This window comes from Sandaracinus amylolyticus (assembly GCF_021631985.1).
Lineage (GTDB): Bacteria > Myxococcota_A > Polyangia > Polyangiales > Sandaracinaceae > Sandaracinus > Sandaracinus amylolyticus_A.
The window spans coordinates 566,869-589,223 of the sequence record NZ_CP070225.1; the positions used below are offsets into that span (position 1 = coordinate 566,869).

The following is a 22,355-nucleotide window of genomic DNA, read 5'->3' on the forward strand; positions in this document are numbered from 1 at the left end:
ATCGATGGGAGGGCTCACTCGCCCTTGTTCTCGAGGCCGAGCTCGGCGAGCAGCTTCGCGCGCGCATCCGGGTCGGCGATGCTCGCGGCGAGGCGCTTGCGGAACGCAGGCGCGTTGCTCATCGGGCCCTTCAGCGCGGTGAGCGCAGCGCGCAGCTCGAGGAGCTGCTTCATCGCGGGGACCTGCTCCGCGATCTGCTCGGGCTCGAAGTCCTTCATCGAGCGGATCGCGATCTGGACCGGGAGCTCCTGGCCCTCGCGGCCCGAGAGGTGATCGGGGACGTTGAGGTCGAGCTTCACGTCCTGCTCGCGGAGGACGTCGTTGAAGTTGTCCTTGTCGATCGCGACCGGCTTGCGCTCCTCGATGAGCGAGTCGTCGGGGCGGCCGGTGAAGTCGCCGAGCACGAGCGTGCGGAAGGGCAGCTCGACGTCCTCCGCGACGTCGCCGGTGGCCGACTTGTAGGTGATGTTGATGCGCTCCTTCGGCGCGACGCTCTGATCCTTCGACATCGTGGTGGGCTCCTTGTTCGGGCGAACGGATGCGGGCGGCGAGGCGAAGCACCTCGCGCTGACGGGCTCTTCATCGGGGGCTCGCGGCGCGCGTTGCGTGGCGCGCCGAAAAATCAGCCGCGCGGCAGCGACGCGGCGGTCGCAGGGTCGAGCAGACAGAGCCGTGCGTGCACGTCGGCGGGGACGAAGGGGAGGGGGCCCTTCTCGGAGCCCGCGGCGCACGCGCGCAGGTAGAGCGCGCAGGCACGCGCGGCGAGCGGCGCGTCCCACTCCGCGAGATCGCGCGCGATCGCTTCGCGATGGAGCTCGGCCGAGAGCGCGAGCGCGACTGCGGGTGCCTTCGCTTCGAGGGCGAGCGCAGCGAGCTCGAGGCGCGCGACGAAGCGCTCGCGGGCGGTGGTCGCGAGACGCACGGCCTGCTGCGCGCGACCGAGCGCGTCGCTGGTGCGGCCGGCGCGCAAGGTCTCCTTCGCCTCGCGCAGCGCGAGGTCGATCGGGCTCTCGGCGCGATCGTCGGAGCGAAGCCCCACGTCGCCGGTCGCGAGCGAGTCGAGCCACTCGCGGGTCGCGGGCGCGACGAAGGGAGTGCCATCGGCGAACTCGGCCTCGAGCAGACCGGGCAACCGCGCGACGAGGGCGCGGAGCTCGTGCGCGTGCAGCTCCGCGACATCACGGGCGCCGCGTGCGACGAGCGCGCGCTGGATCGTCAGGTGCGCGTCGATCCAGAAGCGATGCTTCTCGAGGGCGCGCAGGCAGAGGTCGATCGTGCGCAGCGGATCAACGTCGTGCGATGCGCGCTCGACCTCCTGGCGCAGCGCGGCCGGCGGTGCGGGCATCGCGGTGCGGCGCTCCTTGGTGATCGCGGGGACCTGCGCGATCGGGAGGTGGAGCCCCGCGAAGAAGAGACGCAGCGCGGAGAGATCGCTCGGGCTCGCAGCGCGGACGCTCTTCGCGGTCGACACGAGCGAGCTGCCGACCTGCACGAGGAACTGCGGGATCTTGCTCGGTTCTTCGGCCGCGCTCGGCGCGGGCGAGGGCATGATCACAGGCGCGGGCGGCGGCGCCACGGGGGTCACGCTCGGCGGCGCGGCGGCGGCCTGGACCGCGGCAGGAGGCGCGACCACCGGAGGCGGCGCCGGCGCTTCGGGGGGCAGCGACATCGTCAGTCGCTGCAAGGCCTCCGCGAGCCGATGCGTACCCGGTGCATCGTCGCCGAGGCGCTCCGCCGCATGCTGTCGCAGCGCGGAGAGCGCGCTCTCCATCGCGACGAGGTGGGCGCGATCGCCCGCGCCGACCTGCAGCGCGCCGGCCTGTTGCTCCGCGCGATCGAGGAACCACACGAGGGCGTTCGCGCGGGCTCGCGGGCGCGCGGGATGGAACGCGTCGTAGCGCTCGAGCAGCGACGCGAGCAGCGCGGTGCCGAGCGCGAGCCCACCGACACCGCGACGCTGCGCCAGCGCGCCCGCGAGGTACGCCGCGGTCGAGAGATCCTTCGATGCGGCGAGGACGCTCGTCGCTTCGCGCTCGACCACGTCCCAGCGGCACGGCCCGGCAGCAGGCGACTCGAGCTTCGCGATCTCTTCGCGCAGGCTCTGGTACGCCGGCAACGCGCGGGGATCGGGACCTGCGGGCGCAGCGCCCGCGATCGGGCGCACCCACGGCTCGAGGGTCGGCGTCAAGGACTCGAGGCTCATGCGGGGCTCCTCTGGGTCTGGGTCAGCGCATCGATCACGGCGACGAGCGGTGCGCTCGGCGGCGGGAGCAGCGGCTCGATCACGGTGCGCGCCTTCGCGCGCGCGGCCTGGCTGGTCGTCGAGAGCGGCCAGATGCGAGCGGAATCGACCGCGCATCCGACCACCGCGTGCAGCGCCGAAGCGGGCGGGTCGGCGAGACAGACGACGAGCCGCGCGTCGGCGCCGCTCGTCCACAAGCACGAGAGCGGGCGATCGAGCGTCGGCAGGAGGCGGCGCGCGAGCTCGAGCCACGCCATCGCGTCGGTCGCGACCGTCACCGGGCACACCAGTGCAGGGCCCTGCGCGCGACCGACCTGCGCCGCGGCGACGCGCACCGTGTGATAGGCGTAGTGGGGCGCGGCATCGCCCTCGCCGAAGACCCGATCGTGGAAGTCGTTGGTCGCCGCGAGCTGCAGCGCCTGCGCCGCGCGCGCATAGGCATCGCGGGTGTCGGCTCCGGACGGGATCGCGATCTCCGCGAGCGTGCGCACGACGTCGACCAACGACTGCGTCGCACCGAGCTCGAGCGCGCGCCGTGCGCCTCCGAGCGCGTTGGACCACGCGAGCGGGATCGCGGGGAACACGCGCACGACGTCGGACGCGGGGACCACGCGCAGCGCGACCAGCGGGAACTCCCGGCCGACGCGATCCTGACTGCGGATCATCGTGCCCACGAGCGCGCGATCATTCGCGCTCCCCGAGAACACGAATCGCATTCCCTGCGTCGGAATCGCGCGCACCCAGGTGGGCAGTCGAGCGACGGAGTCGGCCACCCACCGAAAACACTCCATCGCGAGGGGATCGCGCAGATCGTGGCGCACGAAGTCGCCCTCGCGCGGTGTCTTGCCGAAGACCGTCCAGCTCATGGCCCGTGCTCTCCGTGATCGTCAGTCGTGGTCATCGGCGCTCAGCCGCCGACGGTGCACTCGCCGTCGCGCGCGGTGATCACGCGCGGAGCCTGGACACCGACGGCGCGCATCGGGCCGAGCACCCGGCCGTGGCGATCGTCGGGCGCGAAGAACGGGTTCTCCGCGCGCACCAGGCGCACGTCGATCGTCACGTCGAGGTCGTGACCGGGCAGGTGCCAGGTGACGGTGAACGTGCGCGCGCCGGGCCCGCCGCCGCCGATGCGCGCGGCGCGCTCCATCAGGCGGAAGAGGCCCCACTCGCCCTCCTGCCGCACGCGCTCCTGGAGGCCGTTGGCGCCGAGCACCTCGATCGACGCGCCCGCATCGGGCCGCTCGCCGGGCCACACCACGCGCGTCCAGCTCTCGGGCCCGTTGCGGTAGTCGATGAGCGTCCCGCCCGATGCGAAGCGGACCGACGCCGCGCCGGGCACGGGGTGCACGCGCACGTCCATCTCGACGCGCGGATCCGTCGCGCCGGGCGGGAAGAACGCGCTGGTGATGGTCTGGCTGCGCTCGAGGAAGAGCGGCAGCGTGCTGCGATACACGCTGCCCGCGTCGCGACCGAGGCGCGTCGCGAACACGTAGCGCGCGCCGTCGCGCTCGACCTGCGACGTGAGCGACTGCTCGTAGAACGACCACACGGTGCCGCTCGCCGGACGATAGAACGCGGCGAAGTCGGCGATCGCGGTGTCGTGGCCCTCCGCCGCGAACGGATAGCGACCGGCGAGCGTCGAGAAGAAGGGCACCGCGACCGACGAGCACCACGCGCGCGCGGTCGAGCCCGCCATCGACTCGCTCGACGTGGTCGCGGCACCGTCGATCGGAGGCCAGAGCAGCTGCTCGAAGAAGGGACGCCATCCGACCGGCTGCTCGCTGATCAGCGCCTGCACGCGGGTGCGCGCGGTCTGGAGACGCGAGACGAGCTGCGCGCCGGTCGAGGGATCGTCGCGATGCGTCGCGAGCGCGTCGCGGAGGAACACGAGCTGCTCTTGATAGACGTCGAGCCCGACCGGCGGCGGCGTGCCGCCCTCGACCGGCTCCGCGACGCCGAACTGCACGAGCCCCTCGAACGCGTTGCGCACCGACTCGCCGGTGAGGCGCGCCGCGGGCGGGGTGGGCGACGCGTCGGTGAGCGTCTCGCGCGCGGTGTCGACCGCCTGGTTGCCGACACGACCGCGCACCGTCTGCTCGAGCGATGCGAGCAGGCCCTGCGCCGCACCGTTCGCGGCGGGCGGCGGCTCGGGCTCGACGAGCTGCAGGTTGTGATCGATCGCGATGATCAGGCGCCCGAGCGGCGCGGGGCTGCCACGCGTGAGGTCCTCGAGCAGCGCGAGCGCCTCGGTCTCGTCGTGCGCGGTCTTCGTGCGCAGGCCGCGCACGAACTGCTGCCACTCGTGCACGTACGCCTCGAAGTACTGGGCGCGGAGCTCGTCGCGCATCGCACGGCTGCGCTCGTCGGCATCACCGCGGATCGGACCGAGCACCCACGCCGCGCCGGCGCGCCGCGCGCCCGCGTCGTCGATGCGCTGGCGGATGTGCTCGTCCCATGCGCGCCGCGTGAACGCGCCGCGCACGTGGGCGCGCGCGCTGAGCGCGGCGCCGGTCGCGCCGATCAAGCGCTGCAGCGTGAGGTCGTAGCCGCGGCCCTCGGTCTCGCGCACGAGCTCGGCGAGCGCGACCTGGCTCGCGGGCAGACGCGAGAGCGCGAGGCGCGCGCGGCGCACCGCGTCGTCGTCGCGCGTGACGTAGAGCGCGGGGCTCTCCGACGCGAGCTCGAGATAGAACCGCGCGTGCCGCGCGAGCATCGTGCGATCCGCGTCGCGCGCCTCGGAGCTCGACTCGGCCCACAGCGAGGCGAGCGCCTCGACGAGGCGATCACGATCGGTGTCGCTCATCGCCGGCTCGTCGGCGGCGCGCGGCATCGTGAGGCGGAGGTGACGCTCGAGCGCGCCGTAGAAGCGCTGGTGCTCCTCGGGGCTCGGCTGCGCGTCGAGCTCCTGCTCGAAACGTCGGCCCCACGTGTCGATCGCGGTCGCCTCGCGCCGTACGAGCGGCGCGACGACACCCTCGCGCATCGCGCGCGCGTACGCCTGGGTCGTGGGCTGCACCAGCGGCCCGCCGCTGTAGAGCCCGAGCCGCATCAGCCACGGCGCGCCCTCGGCCTCGTACGAGCGCAGCTCGTCGGCGCGTCCGCGCAACGCCTCGAGGGTGCTCGGCGCCAGCGGTCCAGGACGCTCTTCGCCCTCCTTCGTCCCCTCGCCGACGGTGCGCAGGAGCTGCGCCGTGTCGCGCACCATCTCGCGGTTGAGGCGCCACGAGACAGCGCTGCCCACGAGCACGAGCCCGCCCATCGCGCAGAGCGCGAGCCCGGCCGCGACCTGCACGATCTGACGACGCCGTGCGCTGCGCTCGGTCGGCGCCACGAGCTTCGCGTCGGGGAAGAGGACGTCGAAGAAGACCTTGGTGAGGAAGTAGCTCTTCGGCTCGAGCACCGGCTCGGGAAGCGCGAGGTGCGAGGGCAGGTTCGCTGCCTCCGCGAGACGACCGAGCAGGCGATCGATCGGCGTGCCCTCTTGCGTGCCGCTCGTGAAGTACGTGCCGCGCAGCACCGGCGATTGGCGATAGACGTTCGGCTGGAACAGCTCGACGAGGAAGTGCGTGAGCGGCTCGCCGAGCGTCGCGAGCTGGCTCGGGAAGCCCGCCATGAGCTCGCGCGTCTCGAGGCGACGTTCGTGCCCGATGCGCGCCATCACGCGCTGCCGCGCGCTCTGCACGAGCTCCGCGAACCGTGCGTCGACGGTGGGCGCGAGCTCGAGCCCGAGCTCGCGGAAGGGGAGCGTGTAGCCCCAGAGCTGACCGCGCTCCGAGCGCGGCAGCTCGGCGAACGTCTCGACGAACCCGGGCACGAGATCGCACTTCGTGACGAGCACGTAGACCGGCAGTGCGATGCCGAGCCGCGACATCACCTCGTCGATGCGCTCGCGCACCCGCGCTGCGAGCACGACGCGTCCTTCGTCGCCGGTGGAGACGAGATCGTCGACGCTGACCGCGACGAGGATCCCGTTGAGCGGCTGGCGCGGGCGGTGCCTCTTGAGGAGATCGAGGAACGCGAACCACTCCTGATCGTCCTCCTGCGTCGTCCAGCGGCCCGCGGTGTCGAGCAGCACCGCGTCGTTGGTGAGCCACCAGTCGCAGTTGCGGGTGCCGCCGATGCCCTTGATGCTGCCGCGCGACTGGCTGGGCACGTACGGGAAGGGCAGGCCCGAGTTGCGCAGCGCGGTGCTCTTGCCGGCGCCGGGCGGGCCGATGATCACGTACCAGGGCAGCGCGTAGAGCGCGCCGGCGCCGCCGCCCTTCAGCTTCGAGGTCTTGAGCGCGGCGACCGCCTTGTGGAACTCGGCGGTCATGCTGTCGATCTCGGCGGCGAGATCGGGGCGCATGCTGTCCTGCGCGGTCGCGGCCTGGGCCATCAGCGCGCGTTCGATCTGCCCGGCCTTGCGCTGCGCGAGGATGCGCCGGACCACGAGCACGAACGCGATCCCGATCAGCGTCACGACCGTGAGCAGGAGCGGGATCCACAGGGGGAGCTCCAGCAGCCACGCCGCGATCCAGGCGAGCACGAGGAGAAGCCCCGCGATGACGAGTGCGAGCATCGGTGTCGTCCTTCCGTGGCGCTCGCATCGGCCCGTCGTCGCGGGCGTTGCGTGTCAGCCGCCGACAACCGTGTGGATGCGGTAGGTCAGGTCGACGAAGACGCCCGTGTAGAAGACGAACGCGAGCAACGTCGCGGCGACCCCGATGCCCAGCACGATCCAGCCCTCCGCGCGCTGCGTGATCGCGTCGCGCGGGCGAGCGCCGTTGGGCGAGAGAGCGCTCTCGCGGATGATCCCGAAGCGCTCGAGGTCGAGGCGCACCGAGTCGGTGAGCTCCTGGAGCGCGAGCTCGCCGTGCACCGCGTAGCGCCCGCGGAAGCCGAGCGTGAGTGCGAGGTAGTAGACCGAGAGCACCCGTGCGCGGGTGGAGTCTCGGCGGAGCGCTTCGAGCTTCACGAAGAAGGTCTCGCCGGCCGTGTTCTCGCCGAAGAGCGAGAGCTGGAGCTGCTCGCGCATCCACTCGTAGGCGAGCGAGCCGCCGCGCGCGAGCACGACCTCGTCGACCAGCGCGACCAGCGCGAAGCCGATCTCGTCGAGGTCGCGCGAGTCGATGCTCTGTTGCTCGCCGAGCTTGCGCATGCGACCGAGCGCACCGCGGAAGAGTGAGCGGAGCTGCGAGGCGTCGAGCGCGGAGCCGGGCGGGCACTGACGGACGTAGCGCACGAGGCGCAGCGTCTCTTCGAGGATGGGGAGGATGTCGTTCATGGTTCGGGCTCGAGGTATGAGCGCGTGCTCATGCACGCGCGTGGTGGTCGGACGCCGCGGGCTGCGCGCCGCGCGGAGGAAGTGCGAGGAGCGAGACGCGCGTGTGACGTGCCTCGAAGGGACGCGGGAGGAACACCGCGATGGCGCGCTCCTTCGCGATCTCCGACCAGTACGAGCCGCGCGCCTCGATCGTGAAGTAGATCTCGCCCGCCTTGACCGGCACCTCGGGCGGAGGGCGATGCGCGATCTCGAGCTTCGCGCCGGGCATCGCGGCGTTGACGACCTGCGTGACCTGCTGCCAGGACGCGACCTTGCCGATCGACGGGAGCAGCGTCGCGACGTCCTTCGCGGGCACGCTGGTGCGCACTGCGAGCAGGAAGCGATCGCAGCGCGTGATCCGGTCGTCGATCTGCCCGAAGTGCATGCCGTCCTCGCGGCCCTCGAGGTCGATGACGAGGCAGGTCTCGCGGTGCGTGTCGCCGAGGATGCGCTCGAGGCGATCGAAGAGCGGGCGGAACGTCGCGCGCAGATCGAGCGGGTCGAACTCGGGCACCTCGAGCGACGCGTCGATGGTGAAGGCAGAGAGCGCGCCGACGAGATCGAGCAGGCGCAGGTAGAGCTCGCGCGGCGCGCGATCTCCGCTGGTCGCGAAGTGGGTGAGCGCGGGAAGGGCCGCGCTCAGCGCGTGCAGCAGCACGAAGCGGGTGACGTCGGTCGCGTCGGCCTCGACGGTGTGCGCGTCGCGCTCGCGGCGCGCGTCGAGGAGCGAGCGACGCCGCGTGTGCATGCGCTCGACGAGGCGCTCCAGCCACGCGGTGAGGACGGGCGATGCGCCGATCTGCAGCGAGGGCGGCACGTAGCTCTCGTCGAGCACGTAGCGTCCCTGCGACTCTCGGCGGACCTCGGCGATCTTGATCGTCTCGAGGTCCTCGCGCGGCTCGTGCCCGAAGACGAAGCGGACGTTGCGCAGCGCGAGCTCGACCTCGGCGGGCTCTCCGCCCGACGTGATGACGTCCGCGATGCGTCGCGCGTGGGCGGTGTAGCGGGCGCGGGCGCCGACCTGGGCCTGGCCTTCGCGCTCGCGGGGGAGCGCGAGGTAGACGTCGAGCGTGGCTCGGTCCGCCCCGAGGCCCTCGACCGGTCGCGAGGGCGGGGCCTCGGGATGATCGGCGTCCATCGCGAGCACGCCGCCGTCGGGCATCACGCCGACGAAGGCATCGAGCCGCACCGTGCCCTCGCCGAGCGCGTGTCGGTCGAGCTCGCAGCGCACGACGCCCCAGTTGTTCGGCTCGAGCGCATCGAGACGCTGCGCGACCAGCGACTCGTGATAGCGGTCGGACTGTTGGAGGTGCTGCGGGCCCATGAGAAGGCCCTCGGTCCAGAGCACCTTGAGCTGCGTCGAGCGGTTCATCCGCGGGTCTCCGTGGTAGTGCGTTGCGTGCTGCGGCGAGGCGTGATCGCCTCGATGCGGTAGTCGTCGAGGCGGAGGAGGAGACGGCCCGGCTCGAGCGCCGGACAGCTCTCCTCCGCGGGCTCGGTGCGCGTCATCGGCACGACCGCGCGCCAGGTGCGTCCTGCGGGCTGTCTCACGATCACGACCGCGACGATCGCCTGCGTGTCCGGAGAAGGACGCAGCTCGCGGGTGAGGCGCGCGTCGGGATACACGGTGAGCGTCTCCTCCGAGACCAGCGCATCGCCGAGCACCGTGGCGGCGTCCTGCCAGACGTCTTCGAAGGACGACATCTCGAGCGCGCTCGCGTCGCGCACCTGGTAGAGCCGCAGCTCGGTCGGCAGCGCGTGGCCCTCGGCGTCGGGGTTCATGCGCGGCGTCGCTTCGATCGTGAGCGCGATCGGCGGCGGATCGCCGCACTCCGGGCGCGGCTCGGGCGTGCTCGCGCAACCGAGCGCGAGCACCGTGAGGACGAAGATCGCGGATCGAGTCACGGGAGCAGTCCCCTTTCTGCGGCGAGCTCGTCGAACGCTCGCTGCACACGCTCGTCGGACCACTGACGTCCGAGGCGGTACTCCTGGATGCCGGCTTCGAGCTCGGCGGCGCTCGTCGCGCGCGGGCGGCGCGGATCCCCGGCGAAGAAGAACGCGTCGCGCGCGCGGCCGGGCGCGCCGTGGAAGCAGCGACCGATGCGCGCGAGCATGCGGGCGCGCTCGATGCCGGCGAGATCGCGCACGCCGATCACCGCGGCGAGCGCGTGCTCGAAGTTCGAGAGCTCGCGGAGGCGCGAGCTGATCGGATCGACGATCTCGAGGACGCGTGCGTACCGCGTGCGACCCACCGCCTCGGTCGCGGCCCTCGCGTACCAGCCGTAGTAGTTCTCGGCGACGTCGCCGACGCCGAGGTAGTGCCCGAGCGAGATCGCGCCCGGGTCGCCGCCGCCGAAGCGCTCGAGCACGCGCTGCACGTCGGGACGCTCGCGCGCGACGGCGCGGGCGGTCGTCGTCATGCGCGCGCCGTCGCGCGAGGCGCGATCGAAGCCGGTGCCGTGGTCGCGCTCGTAGCGCCGGAGGAACGCGTCGCGCACCTCGCGGCGTCGCAGCACGAGGGTGTCTGCGAGCTCGGCGAGCGCGTCCGCGGGCAGGCCCGAGGAGCTCGCGAAGCGGCGCCCGTGACGCGCGATCAGTCCGCGACGATCCCCGCTCGCCGCGAGCGCCTGGGCATCGCGGACCTGCGCGGCGTCGAGGCCCGCGCGCGATGCGGCGTCGCTCGCTGCACGGCGCTCGACGATGATCTCGTACCACGCGCCGACGGCATCTCCGCGGCGCTGCATGAGGCCGATCTCGAGGCGACCGATGCCGAGCTCCGCGAGCTGTGCGTCGGTGAGGCGCGAGAGGTGGAACAGGTGATCGCGGATCGTGAGCTGTGCGACGCCGAACGACGCGCGGTGATCGACCCCCGCCGTGGTCCGCAGCGCGGAGAAGCGCGCGCCGCCGGTGCCGGACTCGGCGCGCCGGTTGGCGTCGACCGCGAGGTAGAACGCGTCGCGGTCCTCGCCGCCGAGTCGTGCGTCGGTGATCGCACCGAGCAGCCCCTCTTCGCGCGGCGCCTCGGGCACGGGGACGACGCCCGCGGTCGTGGTCTCGCGGCGCCCCGGCGTGTTGCCGACCGCGACGTAGCGCTCGGCCTCGAGCTCCGCCGCGACGAGCGCATTGGGGATATCGCGCGGCGCGTCCCGCGCCTCGTCGTCGAGATCGGCGCGCGCGTCGAACTCACCCTCCGGCTCGGCCGCGACCTCGGGCGTCGCCGCGTCCCACGCGGGGACCCAGGGCTCGACCAGCACGCCGAGGCCGGCGCCGAGCACGATCGCACCGAGCGACGCGCTGCCGATCACCACGATCATCGAGCTCATCCGCAACGTCACCGCTCGCCCGTCCTCGCGCGCTCGTCGTCGCGCCGAGGTGCTCATCGAGCGACGGCCGCGGGTGTTGCGTGCTCGAGGACGTCGAAAAAATCGGCTCGCCCGTCGGTCCCGACCGTCCGGGACCGGCAGGGCACTCAGTGACGCGTCCGGCGATGTCGCGGCGCGGCCGGCTCCTCGCGAGGTGGGGGCGCGAGAGGACCGCGGTCGGCGCGGAGGCGCGCGCCGCTCGGCGTGAGGTGCCGGATGCCGTCGGCATCGTGGGTCGCGCGCGGAGGCGCGTCCGGATCCGCCGCGTCGAGCTCGCGCACCGTGAGGTGCTCGCGCAGCACGACCGAGCGCGCATCCTCGTCGAGGACTGCGGTACGCACGGTGCGGATCGTCCATCCATCGTCGGCGCGTTGCTCGTCACGCCGCCGAAGGACGATCCGCGCGGGGGCCTGGCATCCGACGTCGGGATCGTCGAGCGCAGCCGGGACGAGCGCGCCCCCGGAACGGACGAGCAGATCGGCGATGCGATCCCCCGCGAGCTCGCTCTCGATCGACACGACGACTGCGTCCTCGGTGCGCAGGACCCGCGCCTCGGCGTGATCCGCCGAGCCCGCGTGGCGCCCGATCGCCTGCACCTCGAGGCCCAGCGTGGTGCGGCGCACGAGCGCGAGCGGCCCCACGTGCAGCCCCTCGGACGTGGTGTGCGTCGCGACCCAGAGGACGTCGTCCTCTCCTTCGCGGTGCAGGCGCGCGACGATGCGGGGCGCGATCGGATGCAGCGTCCCGAGCGCGCGCGGCCGCGCCCCGGTGCACACCGGCTCCTGCGGAGGCGTGCGCGCGAGCAGCTCTTCGCACGACGAGGGCCTGCCCTCCTCGTCGTCGGTGAGCAGCGCGATCCAGTCGGCGTCGGTCGGCTCCGATGCCTCGGTCGACTCCCCGCCCGCGCTCGAGGAAGCGCGCCGCGTCTCGTGGCACACCGTGCTCGCGAGCGGACGCAGCGGCGCCTCGCACGCGGCGAGCGCGACGAGCGTGAGGATCGTGATCGCGAGACGCGGCCCCATCGCGTGCCTCAGCGGATGCGCGTGACGGGGATCGACTGCTGCTCGGGCACCGTCGTCGGCACCGGCGCGGGCGGGGGCGCCGCGTCGCGCTGCTGCGTGCGCCGGCCGGTGATCGCGAGGTACGCGCGGCTGAAGCGCGCGCCGAACACGTGGCGCGCGAAGCGATCCCCCTCCGCGAGATCGGCGTGCACGCGCGTGTAGAGATCCCAGAGCCCGGCGCCGCGCATCGGCAGCAGATCGAGCAGCCCGCCGCCCTTCGCGCGCGCGCTGACGGCATGCGGCGAGATCTCCTCGATGAGCGAGCGCACGCCTTCGCGCGTCGCGCTCACCATCGCGATCTGGTGCATCGCGAGATCGGCGAACACACGGGTGAGCGCCGCGACGCGCTCCTCTCCGTCGACGCGGAAGTCGCAGAGATACGCGACGATCTCCTGGCCCGACTGCGGCACACCGTCGCCACTTCCGAGGCCGAGCTCGCGCGCGACGTGCTCCTTCGAGCGCATCAGCTCGAAGAGCGACTGCGCGAACGTCTGGAGCAGCGCCGCGACGCGGGCGAGCACGCGCGCGTCGTCGACGTCCTCGCCGTGCGGCCCGGTGAGCGGCACACCCGCGAGCTTCTCGAGCCACTCGCGCGCCGTGATCTCCTTCACGCTCATGCTGTCGATGCCGTAGCGGGCCGCGATCTCGACGTACTCGGGGGAGCGTGAGAGCTCGGGGAACTCGCGCGCGAGCTGCGGGATGATCTTCTGCCGCGACGCGGAGGGCAGGCTCTCGATCTGGTCCTCGATGACCTCGAGGTACGCGCGTCGCGCGGGCTCGACCGCCGCGAGCAGCGTGCGCAGGTACTGCAGCTGGCTCATCGCGCTGCTGGCGAGGGCCGTCTGCGCCTCGTTGCCGACGGCCTCGGTCGCGTGGTCCTCGCCGCTGATCCGCGTGATGTCGATCATCGAGATCGCGGTGCGGAGATCGTCGGGCATCGCGTCGCCCATCGCGACGCGGCGCGAGCGACGTTCCCCGTCCGTGGCGCGGCTCACCCGCAGGACCACGGGGCCGACCTCGACGCGCGTCTCTCCGTGCACCGGCACCGCGTGGTGCGCGGCGACCCGCTGCATGTCGACGACGCTGCCGTTCGACGAGCCGACGTCGGTGAACCAGACGTGCTGCTCGTCGAACACGAGCTGCGCGTGCCACTGCGACACGCTCGGCTCGTCGAGGAGGAGATCGTTGAGCGCGTTGCGCCCGATGCGGATCGGCGACGTGCGGAAGAACGCCTCTTCGTCGACGCCGGTGCGTGGGTCGTGGATGGCGACGCGGAGCTCCATGACGTCGCTCCTCAGCGCGTTGCGATCGACACGTCGCCGGACTCGGCGATCGCGACGTCGACGTTTGTGAAACCCTTGCCGTCGCCGCGCGCGACGAGCAGCTCGGTGGCGAGCGGGACGAGGACGGCGCGCTCCAGCATCTGGCGCACGTAGCGGACGCCGCCTTCGATCTCCGTGCAGCGCGCGACGACACGATCGCGCACCGCGTCGGCGAACGAGACGTGCACGTCGTGGGCAGCGCGGACGCGGGTCGCGACGCGGCCGAGCTCGATGTCGACGATGCGCCCCATCGTGCTCTCACCGATCGGCGCGTAGGGCACGACCGTCATGCGGTTGAGCAGCGCGGGCTTGAAGTGGCGCGCGAGCGCGGGCCGGATCGCTTCGGTGACCTCTTCGATCGACTTGCCCTGCGAGCAGAGCTCGACGACGCGATCCGACGCGAGATTGCTCGTGAGCAGGATGCACGTGTTCCGGAAGTCGATCTGGCGCCCCTCGGCATCGCTCAGCACGCCCTTGTCGAACACCTGGTAGAAGGTGTTCATCACCTCGAGCGCGGCCTTCTCGCACTCGTCGAGGAGCACGACCGAGTAAGGCCGCTGGCGCACTGCCTCGCTGAGCTCGCCGCCCTCGCCGTACCCGACGTAGCTCGGCGGCGATCCGATCAGGCGCGTCGCGGTGTGCGGCTCCTGGTACTCGCTGAGGTTGATCGTCGTCAGGAAGCGCGAGCCACCGAAGAGCAGATCGGCGATCGCGTACGCGGTCTCGGTCTTGCCGACGCCGCTCGGACCGACGAGGAGGAACACGCCCATCGGCGCGTCGGGATTGCGCAAGCCGGCCTGCGCGACGCGCAGCGACTCGGCGACCCGATCGAGCGCCGCGTCCTGACCGAGCACGCGCCCGCGGAGACGCTCGCCGAGCGAGAGCACGGCCTGGCTCGTCGCGCTCTGCATCGCGCCCACCGGCACCCCGGTCCAGAGCTCCACGGTGCGCGCGACAGCCGCGGCGTCCACGTCGATCGCGACGAGGGGCTCGGTCGCGCAGAGCGCGCGGAGCGCATCGAGCGCCTGCTTCGCGTCGGCCTCCAGCGCGTCGAGCGCGCCGTCGCCCTCCTCCATCTTGCGCGCTGCTTCGTGCATCGCGCGTCGCGCGCCGAGCGCGCGCTCGAGCGCCTCGCGCTGCGCGGCCCAGCGGACCATCAGCTCCGAGCGCGCGCCATCGAGCTCCGAGATGCGACGCTGCAGCTGGATGAGCTCGGTCGCGCGCTGCGCGTCGTGATGATCGACCAGGTCCCGCGCGATCGCTTCCTTGCGGCGCGTGGTGGACGCGATGTCCGCGTCGAGCGCGACGATCTTCTCGGGGCGCGCGCTGCGCTCCACGCGAACTCGTGCCGCGGTGGTGTCGAGGAGATCGACCGACTTGTCGGGGAGCTGACGGCCTGTGATGTAGCGATGTCCGAGCCGCACCGCGGCCTCGACCGCCTCGTCGCGGATGATGACGTCGTGCGCGTCCTCGTAGATCGTGCGCAGCCCGCGCAGCATGCCGATCGCGACGTCCTCGCTCGGCTCTTCGACCTTGATCGGCTGGAAGCGACGCTCGAGCGCGGCGTCCTTCTCGAAGTACTGCTTGTACTCGGCCCAGGTCGTCGCCGCGATCGTGCGCAGCTCGCCGCGCGCGAGAGCCGGCTTGAGGAGGTTCGCGGCGTCGGCCCCGCCCTTCTGGTTGCCCGCGCCGATCAGCGTGTGCGCCTCGTCGATGAAGAGCACGATCGGCGTCGTCGAGGTCTGCACCTCCTGGATGACGCTCTTGAGGCGCGCTTCGAACTCGCCCTTCACGCTCGCGCCGGCCTCGAGCGACCCCAGATCGAGCCCCCGCAGGTCGACGCCGCGCAGCGACTCCGGCACGTCGCCCGCGACGATCGCGCGCGCGAGCCCTTCGACGAGCGCGGTCTTTCCGACGCCAGGCTCGCCCACGAGGATCGGGTTGTTCTTGCGGCGACGGCAGAGCACGTCGATGACCTGACGGATCTCGCGCTCGCGACCGAACACCGGGTCGATGCGACCCGCGCGCGCCGCGTCGGTGAAGCTGTTCGTGAAGCGCGAGAGCGCGCTGCCCGGGCCCGGTGCGCCCTCGACCCGCGCGTCGCCCGTCGCCCGCTCGGTGGTGCGGGCCGGCACCGCCTCGGTCGACTCCGGCGTGATGCTGAGCGCGTCGGCGGCGCAGGCGCGCAGTGCATCGGCCGAGATGCTGCTCAGCGTCACCACGGTCTCGGAGAGATAGCGTCCACCGCCCAGCACGATCTGCGCGAGCAGCGCGCCCGAGCGCAGCGCGGTCTCGCCCCACTCGAGCGACGCGAGCACCCACGCGTCCTCGAGCCAGCGCACCAGCGAGTCCGAGATGCGCGGCTTCGACGCGCTGCCCGCGCGGAAGGTGCGCAGCGACTGCTCGAGCTCGCTGCGCAGCTTGCGCGGATCGCGATCGAGCGCGCGCAGGAGCACCTCGGTGTCGCCGCCGGGCTCGGCGCTCATCGCGAGGAGCACGTGCTCCGGCGTGATCTCCGGATGCTGCGCCTCGACCGCCTTGCCCACGGCCTGCTCGAGATATCGCTTCGCGGTCGGCGTCAGGCGCGCGACGACCTTCTGGGGGTGCACTCGCATGGTCGTTCTGTCTCCTCGAGCCGCGTCATCGGTCGCGCGGCGATCACGTTGCGTCCGAAATCAGGCGGCGACGCGGACGGTCCGCGACGTGCGCGCGCTCGCGAGCCAGGTGCGGCGCCCGAGCCCGGTCGTGTGCGAGAGCGGGAACCCGCTGGCCTGCGCGTCGACGTGCAGCTCGAGCTCGAGCTCGATGCCTGCGGGATCGAAGAGGCGGAACGTCTCGCGGACGAGCGCGTGGAGATCCCCGCCGGGCAGACATCGCGGGTGGGTCGTCGCGTCGAGCCCGCGGATCACCACGACGCAGCGACCGCCGGGATCGGCCGCCTTCGCGCCGAGCACGGTCTCGCGGCCGAGCGCGTGCGCCGAGCGGCCGAGGCGCATGCGGCTGCGCTCCGCGATCGGAACGCGATCACCCGCGAGCTCGCGGATCTCGATCACCAGCCGCGCGGTGGGCACGCGTCGGCGCACGAGGATCTGCAGCGCGCGCTGGAACCCGAGCGCGCTGCGCCGGCTCGTCGCGAGCAGCGGGAGGATCGCGATGCGCTCGGGCATGCTGAGCGCGCTCGCGTCGGCGCCGGCGGCGGACACCAGACGATGGCTCCAGAAGTCCGAGCCGTCGTCGCGAAGCACCGCGCTCGGTCGCAGGCGCTGCACGCTGCGATAGAGCAGCGAGAGCGCGCGGTGGTGGAACACGTCGAGCAGATCGCGGCGCACCGCGCGATCGGGGTCCTCGCCCGCGATCTCCTCGAGCATGAACAGCGGGAGCGGGCCGATGGTGCCCGCCGCGCCGAGGAACGTGGTCTCGACGCGCGCCTTGGCGCCATCGAGCTCGACGCGCGCGACGTCGCTCGCCGCGAACGTGAGCGCCGGGCTGTGCCCGAGCCGCACCCGCTCGTCCGCGGGGCGCGCTTCGGTGCCGAGCGCAGCGCTGCCCAAGCGTCGCTCGAGCGCCGCGACCAGCGCGAAGAAGGACGCGCGACGACCCGAGGTCGCGAGCGCGCCTCGGAGCGCGCTCAGAGGATCGACTGCGTGCCCGTCCGCGGCGTCCACGTGAGCTCCTTCATCGACGCATGGAGACCGACCGAGAGCGCGCAGAACGCGTTGATCGGGACCTCGGCAGAGAGCAGGCGATCGAGCGCGCACCCGAAGAGGAACGCGTCGCCGGGGCCCGAGAAGCGCGACTCCTCGAGCTCGATGCGGGTCTCGACGCCCCGCACCACCGCGCCGCGATGCGCGCGCGTCGCGGCGTGCGCGCGCACCTCGCGGATTCCCTCGAGCCGCAGCGAATTCGCGCGCTCGACGTGCACGTCGACGAGCTCGGGCACGTTGAACGACGAGAGCAGGCTGCGCAGCGCGTCGGGGCTCGCGAGCGATCGATGCGTGCTCGCGAGATAGCCGAGCAGGCGCCACTGCAGCTCGGTTCCCAGCGCCGCGGGAATCGGCTTCGAGACGCGGCTCACGTTGCGCGCGGTCGCGAGCGTCGGTGAGGCGGGCAGCGGTGCGCCGACGTCCCCAGCGCGCAGCTCGGACGCGAGCAAGCGGCTGGTGCACGTCATCTCGACCGACACCGTCTCGTCGACGAGGCCGTCGTCGGGCGCGCCGTCGTCGCCGAGCAGCAGATACGTATCGAGCCCGCCGTCGAGCGGAGAGCGCCGACGGCGCAGCGTGAAGAACGCGTCGTGGGCCCCGCCGCGCCCGTGATCGAAGAGCGAGAGCGCGCCGTAGTGGATCTCCCCGCCGCGGCGCATGCGCCGGCCGATCACACGATCGACGGTGTGCACCTCGGCTTGGTGCGGCGCGAGGCCCGCGGCGCGCAGGTGCAGCTCTTCGCGCAGTGGCGCGCGGCGGATCGGCTCGGCCGACGTGGTGAAGAGGTTGATCGCAGGAACGCAGTGCAGTCGCAGCGCGTCGGTCGGCAGACGCTCCGGCAGCGCGGGCGGCTTGCGGAATCGGAACGAGAGCTCGAGCGTCTCGCGCGCTCGCGCCGCGGGCACGCGCTCGAGGCCGTGCACGTCGACGAAGAAGAACTTCTCGGGGAACGTGAAGTACTCGGCGGCGAGCCGGGGGCCGACCGGCGCGGTCTCGGGCCAGGGCCAGAGATCCCCGATCGTCCCGTCGAGCGCCGGCAGTCGCGCCGCCGATGCGCCGAGATGGATCTCGTCGCCGGGCGCGAGACGCACCGAGACCTGGTCGAGATGCCGCGCGATCCACAGCAGCAGCGTCGTGGCGAGCGCGTGCGTGCCGTGGAGGAAGAGGCGCAGCGGGGCAGGGCCGAGCACCGAGTCGCGCGCGGCCTCGGGCACCCGGATGCGAGCGACGATCTCGGGCGCGTCGGCGCGCATCTCGTCGAGCCGACAGACTTCGATCCGCGCCGGCGTGAGCGCGACGTCGGCGCGCGTCTGGAACGGGCACGCGGCGCCCTGCACCGCGCGCGATCCGTAGATCGCTCCGGCCTTGATCTCGTGGCGCGCGCGGAGCGCGCCGGCGCGCGGCTCGAGCTCGAGGATCGTCGCCGCAGGAATGCCGCGCAGCGTGTGCGGCGCGATCAGCTCCGCCAGCGGCTCGGCGAGCTCGGGCACCGCGGCCTCGGTGCGCTCGCGGATGCGCGCGGCGAGGAACGCGAAGCCCTCGAGCAATCGCTCGACGTCGGGATCGGTGCCGCGCTCGGTGAGCGCTTCGGCGAGCCCGGGGTGACGAAGCCCGAACTCGCGACCCATGTCGCGCAGATAGGCGAGCTCGCTCTGGTAATAACGAGAGAACACGACTCGAGTCCTTTCTGCGAGCGGGTCAATCCACGCGGAAGCGACCGGGCAGTCGCACCCACGTGCGGAGGCGCAGGGCGCGCCGCGGATCGGCGGCGAGGCGCGCCTGCACCTGGAAATCGAGCCGCAGTGCGTCGTCACCGGGCAGGTGGCGGACGCTCACCTGCGCGAGCCGCGGCTCGTGGCTCTCGATCGCCTTCTTGATCGTGAGCTCCACGCTACGCATGCCGTCGGGCAGCGTGTGCACGAGATCCGTCAGGTCGACGATTCCGCGCGCGTTGAGGAGCGCGTGGAGGTGGGCGACGATCGACTCGGCCTCGCCGATCTGACGAGCACCGGACTCGAGACGATCGAAGAGACCGCGTCGCATCACCCGCCCTCCACACGAATCGACTCACGCGCTCGCGCGAGATCACGAGTTCGGCTGCTGCGCCCAGTCCCACGAGTGCTCGGTCGTGTCGCCGTCCTCCGTGATGTATGTCCAGCTGATCTTGCTGAAGACGAAGTCGACGACCTCGCGCGGGAGCTCGTCACCCTCGCGCTCGAGCACGTTCGACTCCATGCGCGCGATGCGCGCGTTCTCGAGCTTCACGCGATAGAACTCCTTGGTGCCCGAGCCCGAGCTCGACTGGCGGAAGAAGTGGAACACCGCCTCCGCGGGGCTCGTCGCGGTGAGGGCCTGCGCCATCACCGGCGTCGACTTGTCGATCTCCTTGCGGATGCGCACCGGGCCGAACGCGGGCGGCGCGGTCGGGCGCGACACGCGCGGGTCGTAGCCGACGCTGAGGAGCTGCTCGAACCCGACGCACTCGATCGCGTTCTGGACGTCCTCGCCGCCCATGTTGTGCACGGTCGACTCGCCCGCGACGTCGTTGCCGCCGACCTTCAGCTTCAGATACACGCTCTGCTGGCTCATCTTCGCTTTCCTCGTTCTCCCCCTCTCGAGGGGTCGCCTTCGCGCCGGGCCCTCTGCCCGCACGCAAGCCCCTCATCGCAGCGACCCGCACGTCGTTGCGTCGCGCCGACGAAAAAAGTCGTCGACGCAACGCGGCACCGGTCGCGCAGATAAGAGGCCCGCTGCGCAGAGAGCAGGGAGGCGGGTCCATGCCGGAGCGTTTCGGCGCGTACGAGATCGAGAAGCGCCTGGGGGCAGGCGGAATGGCCGAGGTGTTCCTCGCGCAACGTCGCGGGCCCGAGGGCTTCGCGAAGCGCGTCGCGCTCAAGCGCGTGCTACCCGGCTACAACCAGGACCCCGAGTTCGTGCGTCTCTTCCAGGACGAAGCACGGCTCGCGGCGCGCCTCGATCATCCGCACATCGCGGGCATCCACGACTTCGGCGAGGTCGAAGGCACGTGGTTCATGGCGATGGAGTACGTCGACGGCTCCGACCTGCGAACGCTGCTGAGCGGGCTCGGCAAGCTCTCGCAGCCGATGCCGACCGATCTCGTGCTGCTCGTCGCGGCCGATCTCGCGTCGGCGCTGCTCTACGCGCACGAGGTGGAGATCGACGGCAGGCCGGCGCGGATCATCCATCGCGACGTCACGCCGTCGAACATCCTCGTCAGCACCGACGGCGCGATCCGCCTCGCCGACTTCGGCATCGCGAAGGCGGCGTCGCACGGGCACCACACGCGCACCGGTATCGTGAAGGGGAAGGTGCCGTACATGCCGCCCGAGCAGGCGCTCGGTGAGAACATGGATCACCGAGTCGATCTCTTCGCGCTCGGCGTGGTGCTGTTCGAGTGCCTCGCGGGGAAGCGGCCCTACGTCGGCGTGACGGAGCTCGATACGCTCCAGAAGATCAGCAAGGGGCAGCACGCGCGCCTGAACGATCTCGCGCCCCACACGCCGCCTGCGTTGGCCGAGGTGGTGGAGCGACTGATCCGGCCCGACCCCAGCGCGCGCTTCGAGAACGCGGCCGACGTGCTCGACGCGCTCGCGGCGTCGCCGCCGCCCACGAACGCACGGCGGTTGCTGGGCAATCTCGTGAAGCGCGTGCAGCGCGAAGCGCCGAAGTCGATCTCCGAGATGCGCGGGTTCGTGAAGACCGAGTCGCTGCCCGACGAGCCGGCGAACGATCGAACGCGCACGGCCGGAGAGCTCGCTCAGCGTGCGCTCGCGATGGGAGCGGAGCCCCGCGAGGACGTCGCGCGCGCGCTCGACCGTGCGGCGCAGGAGAAGAGCTGGACGCCGCCGGCGCAGAACGATGCGCACGACCCGCGCACGGTGCCCGCGGGACGTCGGGTGAACGTCGCGAGCGAGGGAGAGAGGACCGGGCCGGTGACGTCGAAACCGCCGTTGCCTTCGACGCGCACGCGCCCCGCGGTGGCGATGGAGAGCGACTCGAGCGTGCCAGTCGCCGAGTCGGAGATCTCGATTCCGCAGGTCGTCGCGCCGCAGCCGAGAGTGGGAGTGTCGCTGGGCGCGTGGATCGCGCTCGCGATGTCGCTCGGGATCGCGTTCGTCGGCGTCGTCGGCGCGGCGGGCGTGTGGTGGATCCGGACGCGAACGCCCGTCGCTGTCGTGACGCCGCTGCCGGTGGTCACGACTCCGCCGCCGAGCGCACCTCCTGCGGCGCCACCGATCGTCGAAGCGCCGGCGCCGGTCAGCGATCCAGTGGTGGCGACCACCGCGACGCCCGTGCCGGAGCCGACTCCGGAGCCGGTGCGTCCTCGCCCCACGACTCGTGATCGCGATCGCCCGGAGCGCGAGCCGCGGGTCACCGCGAGCTCGAACCCGACTCCGCCGCCGCCCGAGGTACCGCCTGGCCGCGTGTCGGTGGTGGCGCTTCCGATGGGTGAGGTGACGATCGACGGCCGCGATCACGGCACGTCTCCCGTGACCGCGACGCTGCGACCGGGGCACCACGTGATCGTCGTGCGCAACGGTGAGCGCGAGGAGCGCCGCTCGATCGAGGTCGCGAGCGAAGTGACCGAGCGCGTGGTCGTGCGCTTCCCGCTCGACGGGTGAGCGACGCGAGGTCGGGCTATACAAGCTCGATGGTGCCTTCGGAGCGCGTGACCGAGCTCTTCGCGGACGACGTGCTCGTCGTGAGCGCGCACGTGACCGACGTCGCGCTCGCTGCGATCACGCCGCGCGAGGCCGAGCTCGTCGCGCGCGCCGTCGACAAGCGGAAGCGCGAGTTCGCGACCGCACGCGCGTTGGCAAAGGCAGCCCTCGCGCGCTTCGGACTGCACGACTACGAGCTGCTCAACGCGCAGGATCGCTCGCCGATCTGGCCCGCGCACATCACGGGGAGCATCTCGCACTGCGACACCCGTGCGGTCGTCGCGGTCGGGGATCGTGCGACCGTGGGCACGATCGGCATCGACGTCGAGCACCGCGACGAGCTCAAGCGCGAGCTCTGGAAGACGGTCTTCCTGCGCGAAGAGGTCGACGCGCTCGATGCGCAGTTCGCGCACGACGTGCGCGGCCGGATGGCGCTCGCGCTCTTCTCGGCGAAAGAGGCGCTCTACAAGGCGCAATATCCGCGCTCGACGCAGTTCATGGGGTTCCACGAATTGCGCGTGGAGATGATCGCGGAGAGCGCGACGCGGGGTCGCCTCGAGTGCGAGTTCCAGAACGACGTCGGCCCGTTCGCGAAGGGTTTCGTCGCGCACGGACGATATCGGCTCGATGCGTTCCCGGCGGGTGAAGTGATCACCGCCGTGCGCATCGAGCCGTGA

At 72.2% G+C, this 22,355-nt stretch carries 17 protein-coding genes; 2 read left to right on the forward strand and 15 right to left on the reverse strand.

Features of this window, described 5'->3' with window-relative positions; genetic code table 11:
• Positions 1–14: 14 nt before the first annotated feature.
• The 15 genes from tssB to I5071_RS02370 form a co-directional block, all read right to left on the reverse strand.
• Positions 15–509: a type VI secretion system contractile sheath small subunit gene (gene tssB, locus I5071_RS02300; protein ID WP_236520229.1), complete on the reverse strand. Its 495-nt coding sequence runs from the start codon at positions 507–509 to the stop codon at positions 15–17.
• 113 nt (positions 510–622) lie between these two features.
• Positions 623–2,203, reverse strand: a complete 1,581-nt coding sequence (gene tssA, locus I5071_RS02305; protein WP_236520230.1) for a type VI secretion system protein TssA — start codon at positions 2,201–2,203, stop codon at positions 623–625.
• The gene (gene tagF / locus I5071_RS02310; protein WP_236520231.1) at positions 2,200–3,108 is read right to left on the reverse strand and encodes a type VI secretion system-associated protein TagF; all 909 of its coding nucleotides are present in this window, start codon (positions 3,106–3,108) and stop codon (positions 2,200–2,202) included. Before tagF ends, tssA begins: the two co-directional genes overlap by 4 nt.
• Before the next feature lie 41 nt (positions 3,109–3,149).
• On the reverse strand, positions 3,150–6,803 hold the full coding sequence (gene tssM / locus I5071_RS02315; RefSeq protein ID WP_236520232.1) for a type VI secretion system membrane subunit TssM: 3,654 nt from the start codon (positions 6,801–6,803) through the stop codon (positions 3,150–3,152).
• A 54-nt stretch (positions 6,804–6,857) separates the two neighbouring features.
• The gene (locus I5071_RS02320; RefSeq protein WP_236520233.1) at positions 6,858–7,508 is read right to left on the reverse strand and encodes a DotU family type IV/VI secretion system protein; all 651 of its coding nucleotides are present in this window, start codon (positions 7,506–7,508) and stop codon (positions 6,858–6,860) included.
• Positions 7,509–7,536: 28 nt separating this feature from the next.
• Positions 7,537–8,919 (reverse strand): type VI secretion system baseplate subunit TssK, encoded by a 1,383-nt coding sequence (gene tssK / locus I5071_RS02325; protein WP_236520234.1) that lies wholly within the window; start codon positions 8,917–8,919, stop codon positions 7,537–7,539.
• Positions 8,916–9,452 carry a type VI secretion system lipoprotein TssJ gene (gene tssJ, locus I5071_RS02330; RefSeq protein ID WP_236520235.1) on the reverse strand — a complete coding sequence of 179 codons (537 nt, stop codon included), beginning with the start codon at positions 9,450–9,452 and terminating at the stop codon, positions 8,916–8,918. Before tssJ ends, tssK begins: the two co-directional genes overlap by 4 nt.
• The gene (locus I5071_RS02335) at positions 9,449–10,870 is read right to left on the reverse strand and encodes a hypothetical protein (RefSeq protein ID WP_236520236.1); all 1,422 of its coding nucleotides are present in this window, start codon (positions 10,868–10,870) and stop codon (positions 9,449–9,451) included. The genes tssJ and I5071_RS02335 overlap by 4 nt, the downstream gene beginning before the upstream one ends.
• Before the next feature lie 146 nt (positions 10,871–11,016).
• Positions 11,017–11,931 carry a hypothetical protein gene (locus I5071_RS02340; RefSeq protein WP_236520237.1) on the reverse strand — a complete coding sequence of 305 codons (915 nt, stop codon included), beginning with the start codon at positions 11,929–11,931 and terminating at the stop codon, positions 11,017–11,019.
• Positions 11,932–11,939: 8 nt separating this feature from the next.
• The gene (locus tag I5071_RS02345; protein WP_236520238.1) at positions 11,940–13,253 is read right to left on the reverse strand and encodes a type VI secretion system-associated FHA domain protein; all 1,314 of its coding nucleotides are present in this window, start codon (positions 13,251–13,253) and stop codon (positions 11,940–11,942) included.
• Between the two features lie 11 nt (positions 13,254–13,264).
• The gene (gene tssH, locus I5071_RS02350; RefSeq protein ID WP_236520239.1) at positions 13,265–15,907 is read right to left on the reverse strand and encodes a type VI secretion system ATPase TssH; all 2,643 of its coding nucleotides are present in this window, start codon (positions 15,905–15,907) and stop codon (positions 13,265–13,267) included.
• Positions 15,908–15,967: 60 nt separating this feature from the next.
• A complete protein-coding gene (gene tssG / locus I5071_RS02355; protein WP_236520240.1) occupies positions 15,968–16,957 on the reverse strand; it encodes a type VI secretion system baseplate subunit TssG in 990 nt (329 codons plus the stop codon).
• Entirely contained in the window at positions 16,921–18,669 is a 1,749-nt protein-coding gene (gene tssF, locus I5071_RS02360; protein WP_236520241.1) for a type VI secretion system baseplate subunit TssF, read from the reverse strand. The genes tssG and tssF overlap by 37 nt, the downstream gene beginning before the upstream one ends.
• A 25-nt stretch (positions 18,670–18,694) precedes the next feature.
• Complete coding sequence (locus I5071_RS02365; RefSeq protein WP_157069521.1) at positions 18,695–19,039, reverse strand: GPW/gp25 family protein; 345 nt, start codon at positions 19,037–19,039, stop codon at positions 18,695–18,697.
• Positions 19,040–19,081: 42 nt separating this feature from the next.
• Positions 19,082–19,585 carry an Hcp family type VI secretion system effector gene (locus tag I5071_RS02370; protein ID WP_053235913.1) on the reverse strand — a complete coding sequence of 168 codons (504 nt, stop codon included), beginning with the start codon at positions 19,583–19,585 and terminating at the stop codon, positions 19,082–19,084.
• Positions 19,586–19,680: 95 nt separating this feature from the next.
• Between I5071_RS02370 and I5071_RS02375 the strand changes: the two genes are divergently transcribed.
• A complete protein-coding gene (locus tag I5071_RS02375; protein WP_236520242.1) occupies positions 19,681–21,639 on the forward strand; it encodes a serine/threonine-protein kinase in 1,959 nt (652 codons plus the stop codon).
• Entirely contained in the window at positions 21,636–22,355 is a 720-nt protein-coding gene (locus I5071_RS02380; RefSeq protein ID WP_236520243.1) for a 4'-phosphopantetheinyl transferase family protein, read from the forward strand. The genes I5071_RS02375 and I5071_RS02380 overlap by 4 nt, the downstream gene beginning before the upstream one ends.

What these genes read in the sequence shown, in the direction of transcription:
- tssB (WP_236520229.1), bottom strand. Translation starts at nt 509, where the DNA reads ATGTCGAAGGATCAGAGCGTCGCGCCGAAGGAGCGCATCAACATCACC.
- tssA (WP_236520230.1), bottom strand. Translation starts at nt 2,203, where the DNA reads ATGAGCCTCGAGTCCTTGACGCCGACCCTCGAGCCGTGGGTGCGCCCG.
- tagF (WP_236520231.1), bottom strand. Translation starts at nt 3,108, where the DNA reads ATGAGCTGGACGGTCTTCGGCAAGACACCGCGCGAGGGCGACTTCGTG.
- tssM (WP_236520232.1), bottom strand. Translation starts at nt 6,803, where the DNA reads ATGCTCGCACTCGTCATCGCGGGGCTTCTCCTCGTGCTCGCCTGGATC.
- I5071_RS02320 (WP_236520233.1), bottom strand. Translation starts at nt 7,508, where the DNA reads ATGAACGACATCCTCCCCATCCTCGAAGAGACGCTGCGCCTCGTGCGC.
- tssK (WP_236520234.1), bottom strand. Translation starts at nt 8,919, where the DNA reads ATGAACCGCTCGACGCAGCTCAAGGTGCTCTGGACCGAGGGCCTTCTC.
- I5071_RS02335 (WP_236520236.1), bottom strand. Translation starts at nt 10,870, where the DNA reads ATGAGCTCGATGATCGTGGTGATCGGCAGCGCGTCGCTCGGTGCGATC.
- I5071_RS02340 (WP_236520237.1), bottom strand. Translation starts at nt 11,931, where the DNA reads ATGGGGCCGCGTCTCGCGATCACGATCCTCACGCTCGTCGCGCTCGCC.
- I5071_RS02345 (WP_236520238.1), bottom strand. Translation starts at nt 13,253, where the DNA reads ATGGAGCTCCGCGTCGCCATCCACGACCCACGCACCGGCGTCGACGAA.
- tssH (WP_236520239.1), bottom strand. Translation starts at nt 15,907, where the DNA reads ATGCGAGTGCACCCCCAGAAGGTCGTCGCGCGCCTGACGCCGACCGCG.
- I5071_RS02365 (WP_157069521.1), bottom strand. Translation starts at nt 19,039, where the DNA reads ATGCGACGCGGTCTCTTCGATCGTCTCGAGTCCGGTGCTCGTCAGATC.
- I5071_RS02370 (WP_053235913.1), bottom strand. Translation starts at nt 19,585, where the DNA reads ATGAGCCAGCAGAGCGTGTATCTGAAGCTGAAGGTCGGCGGCAACGAC.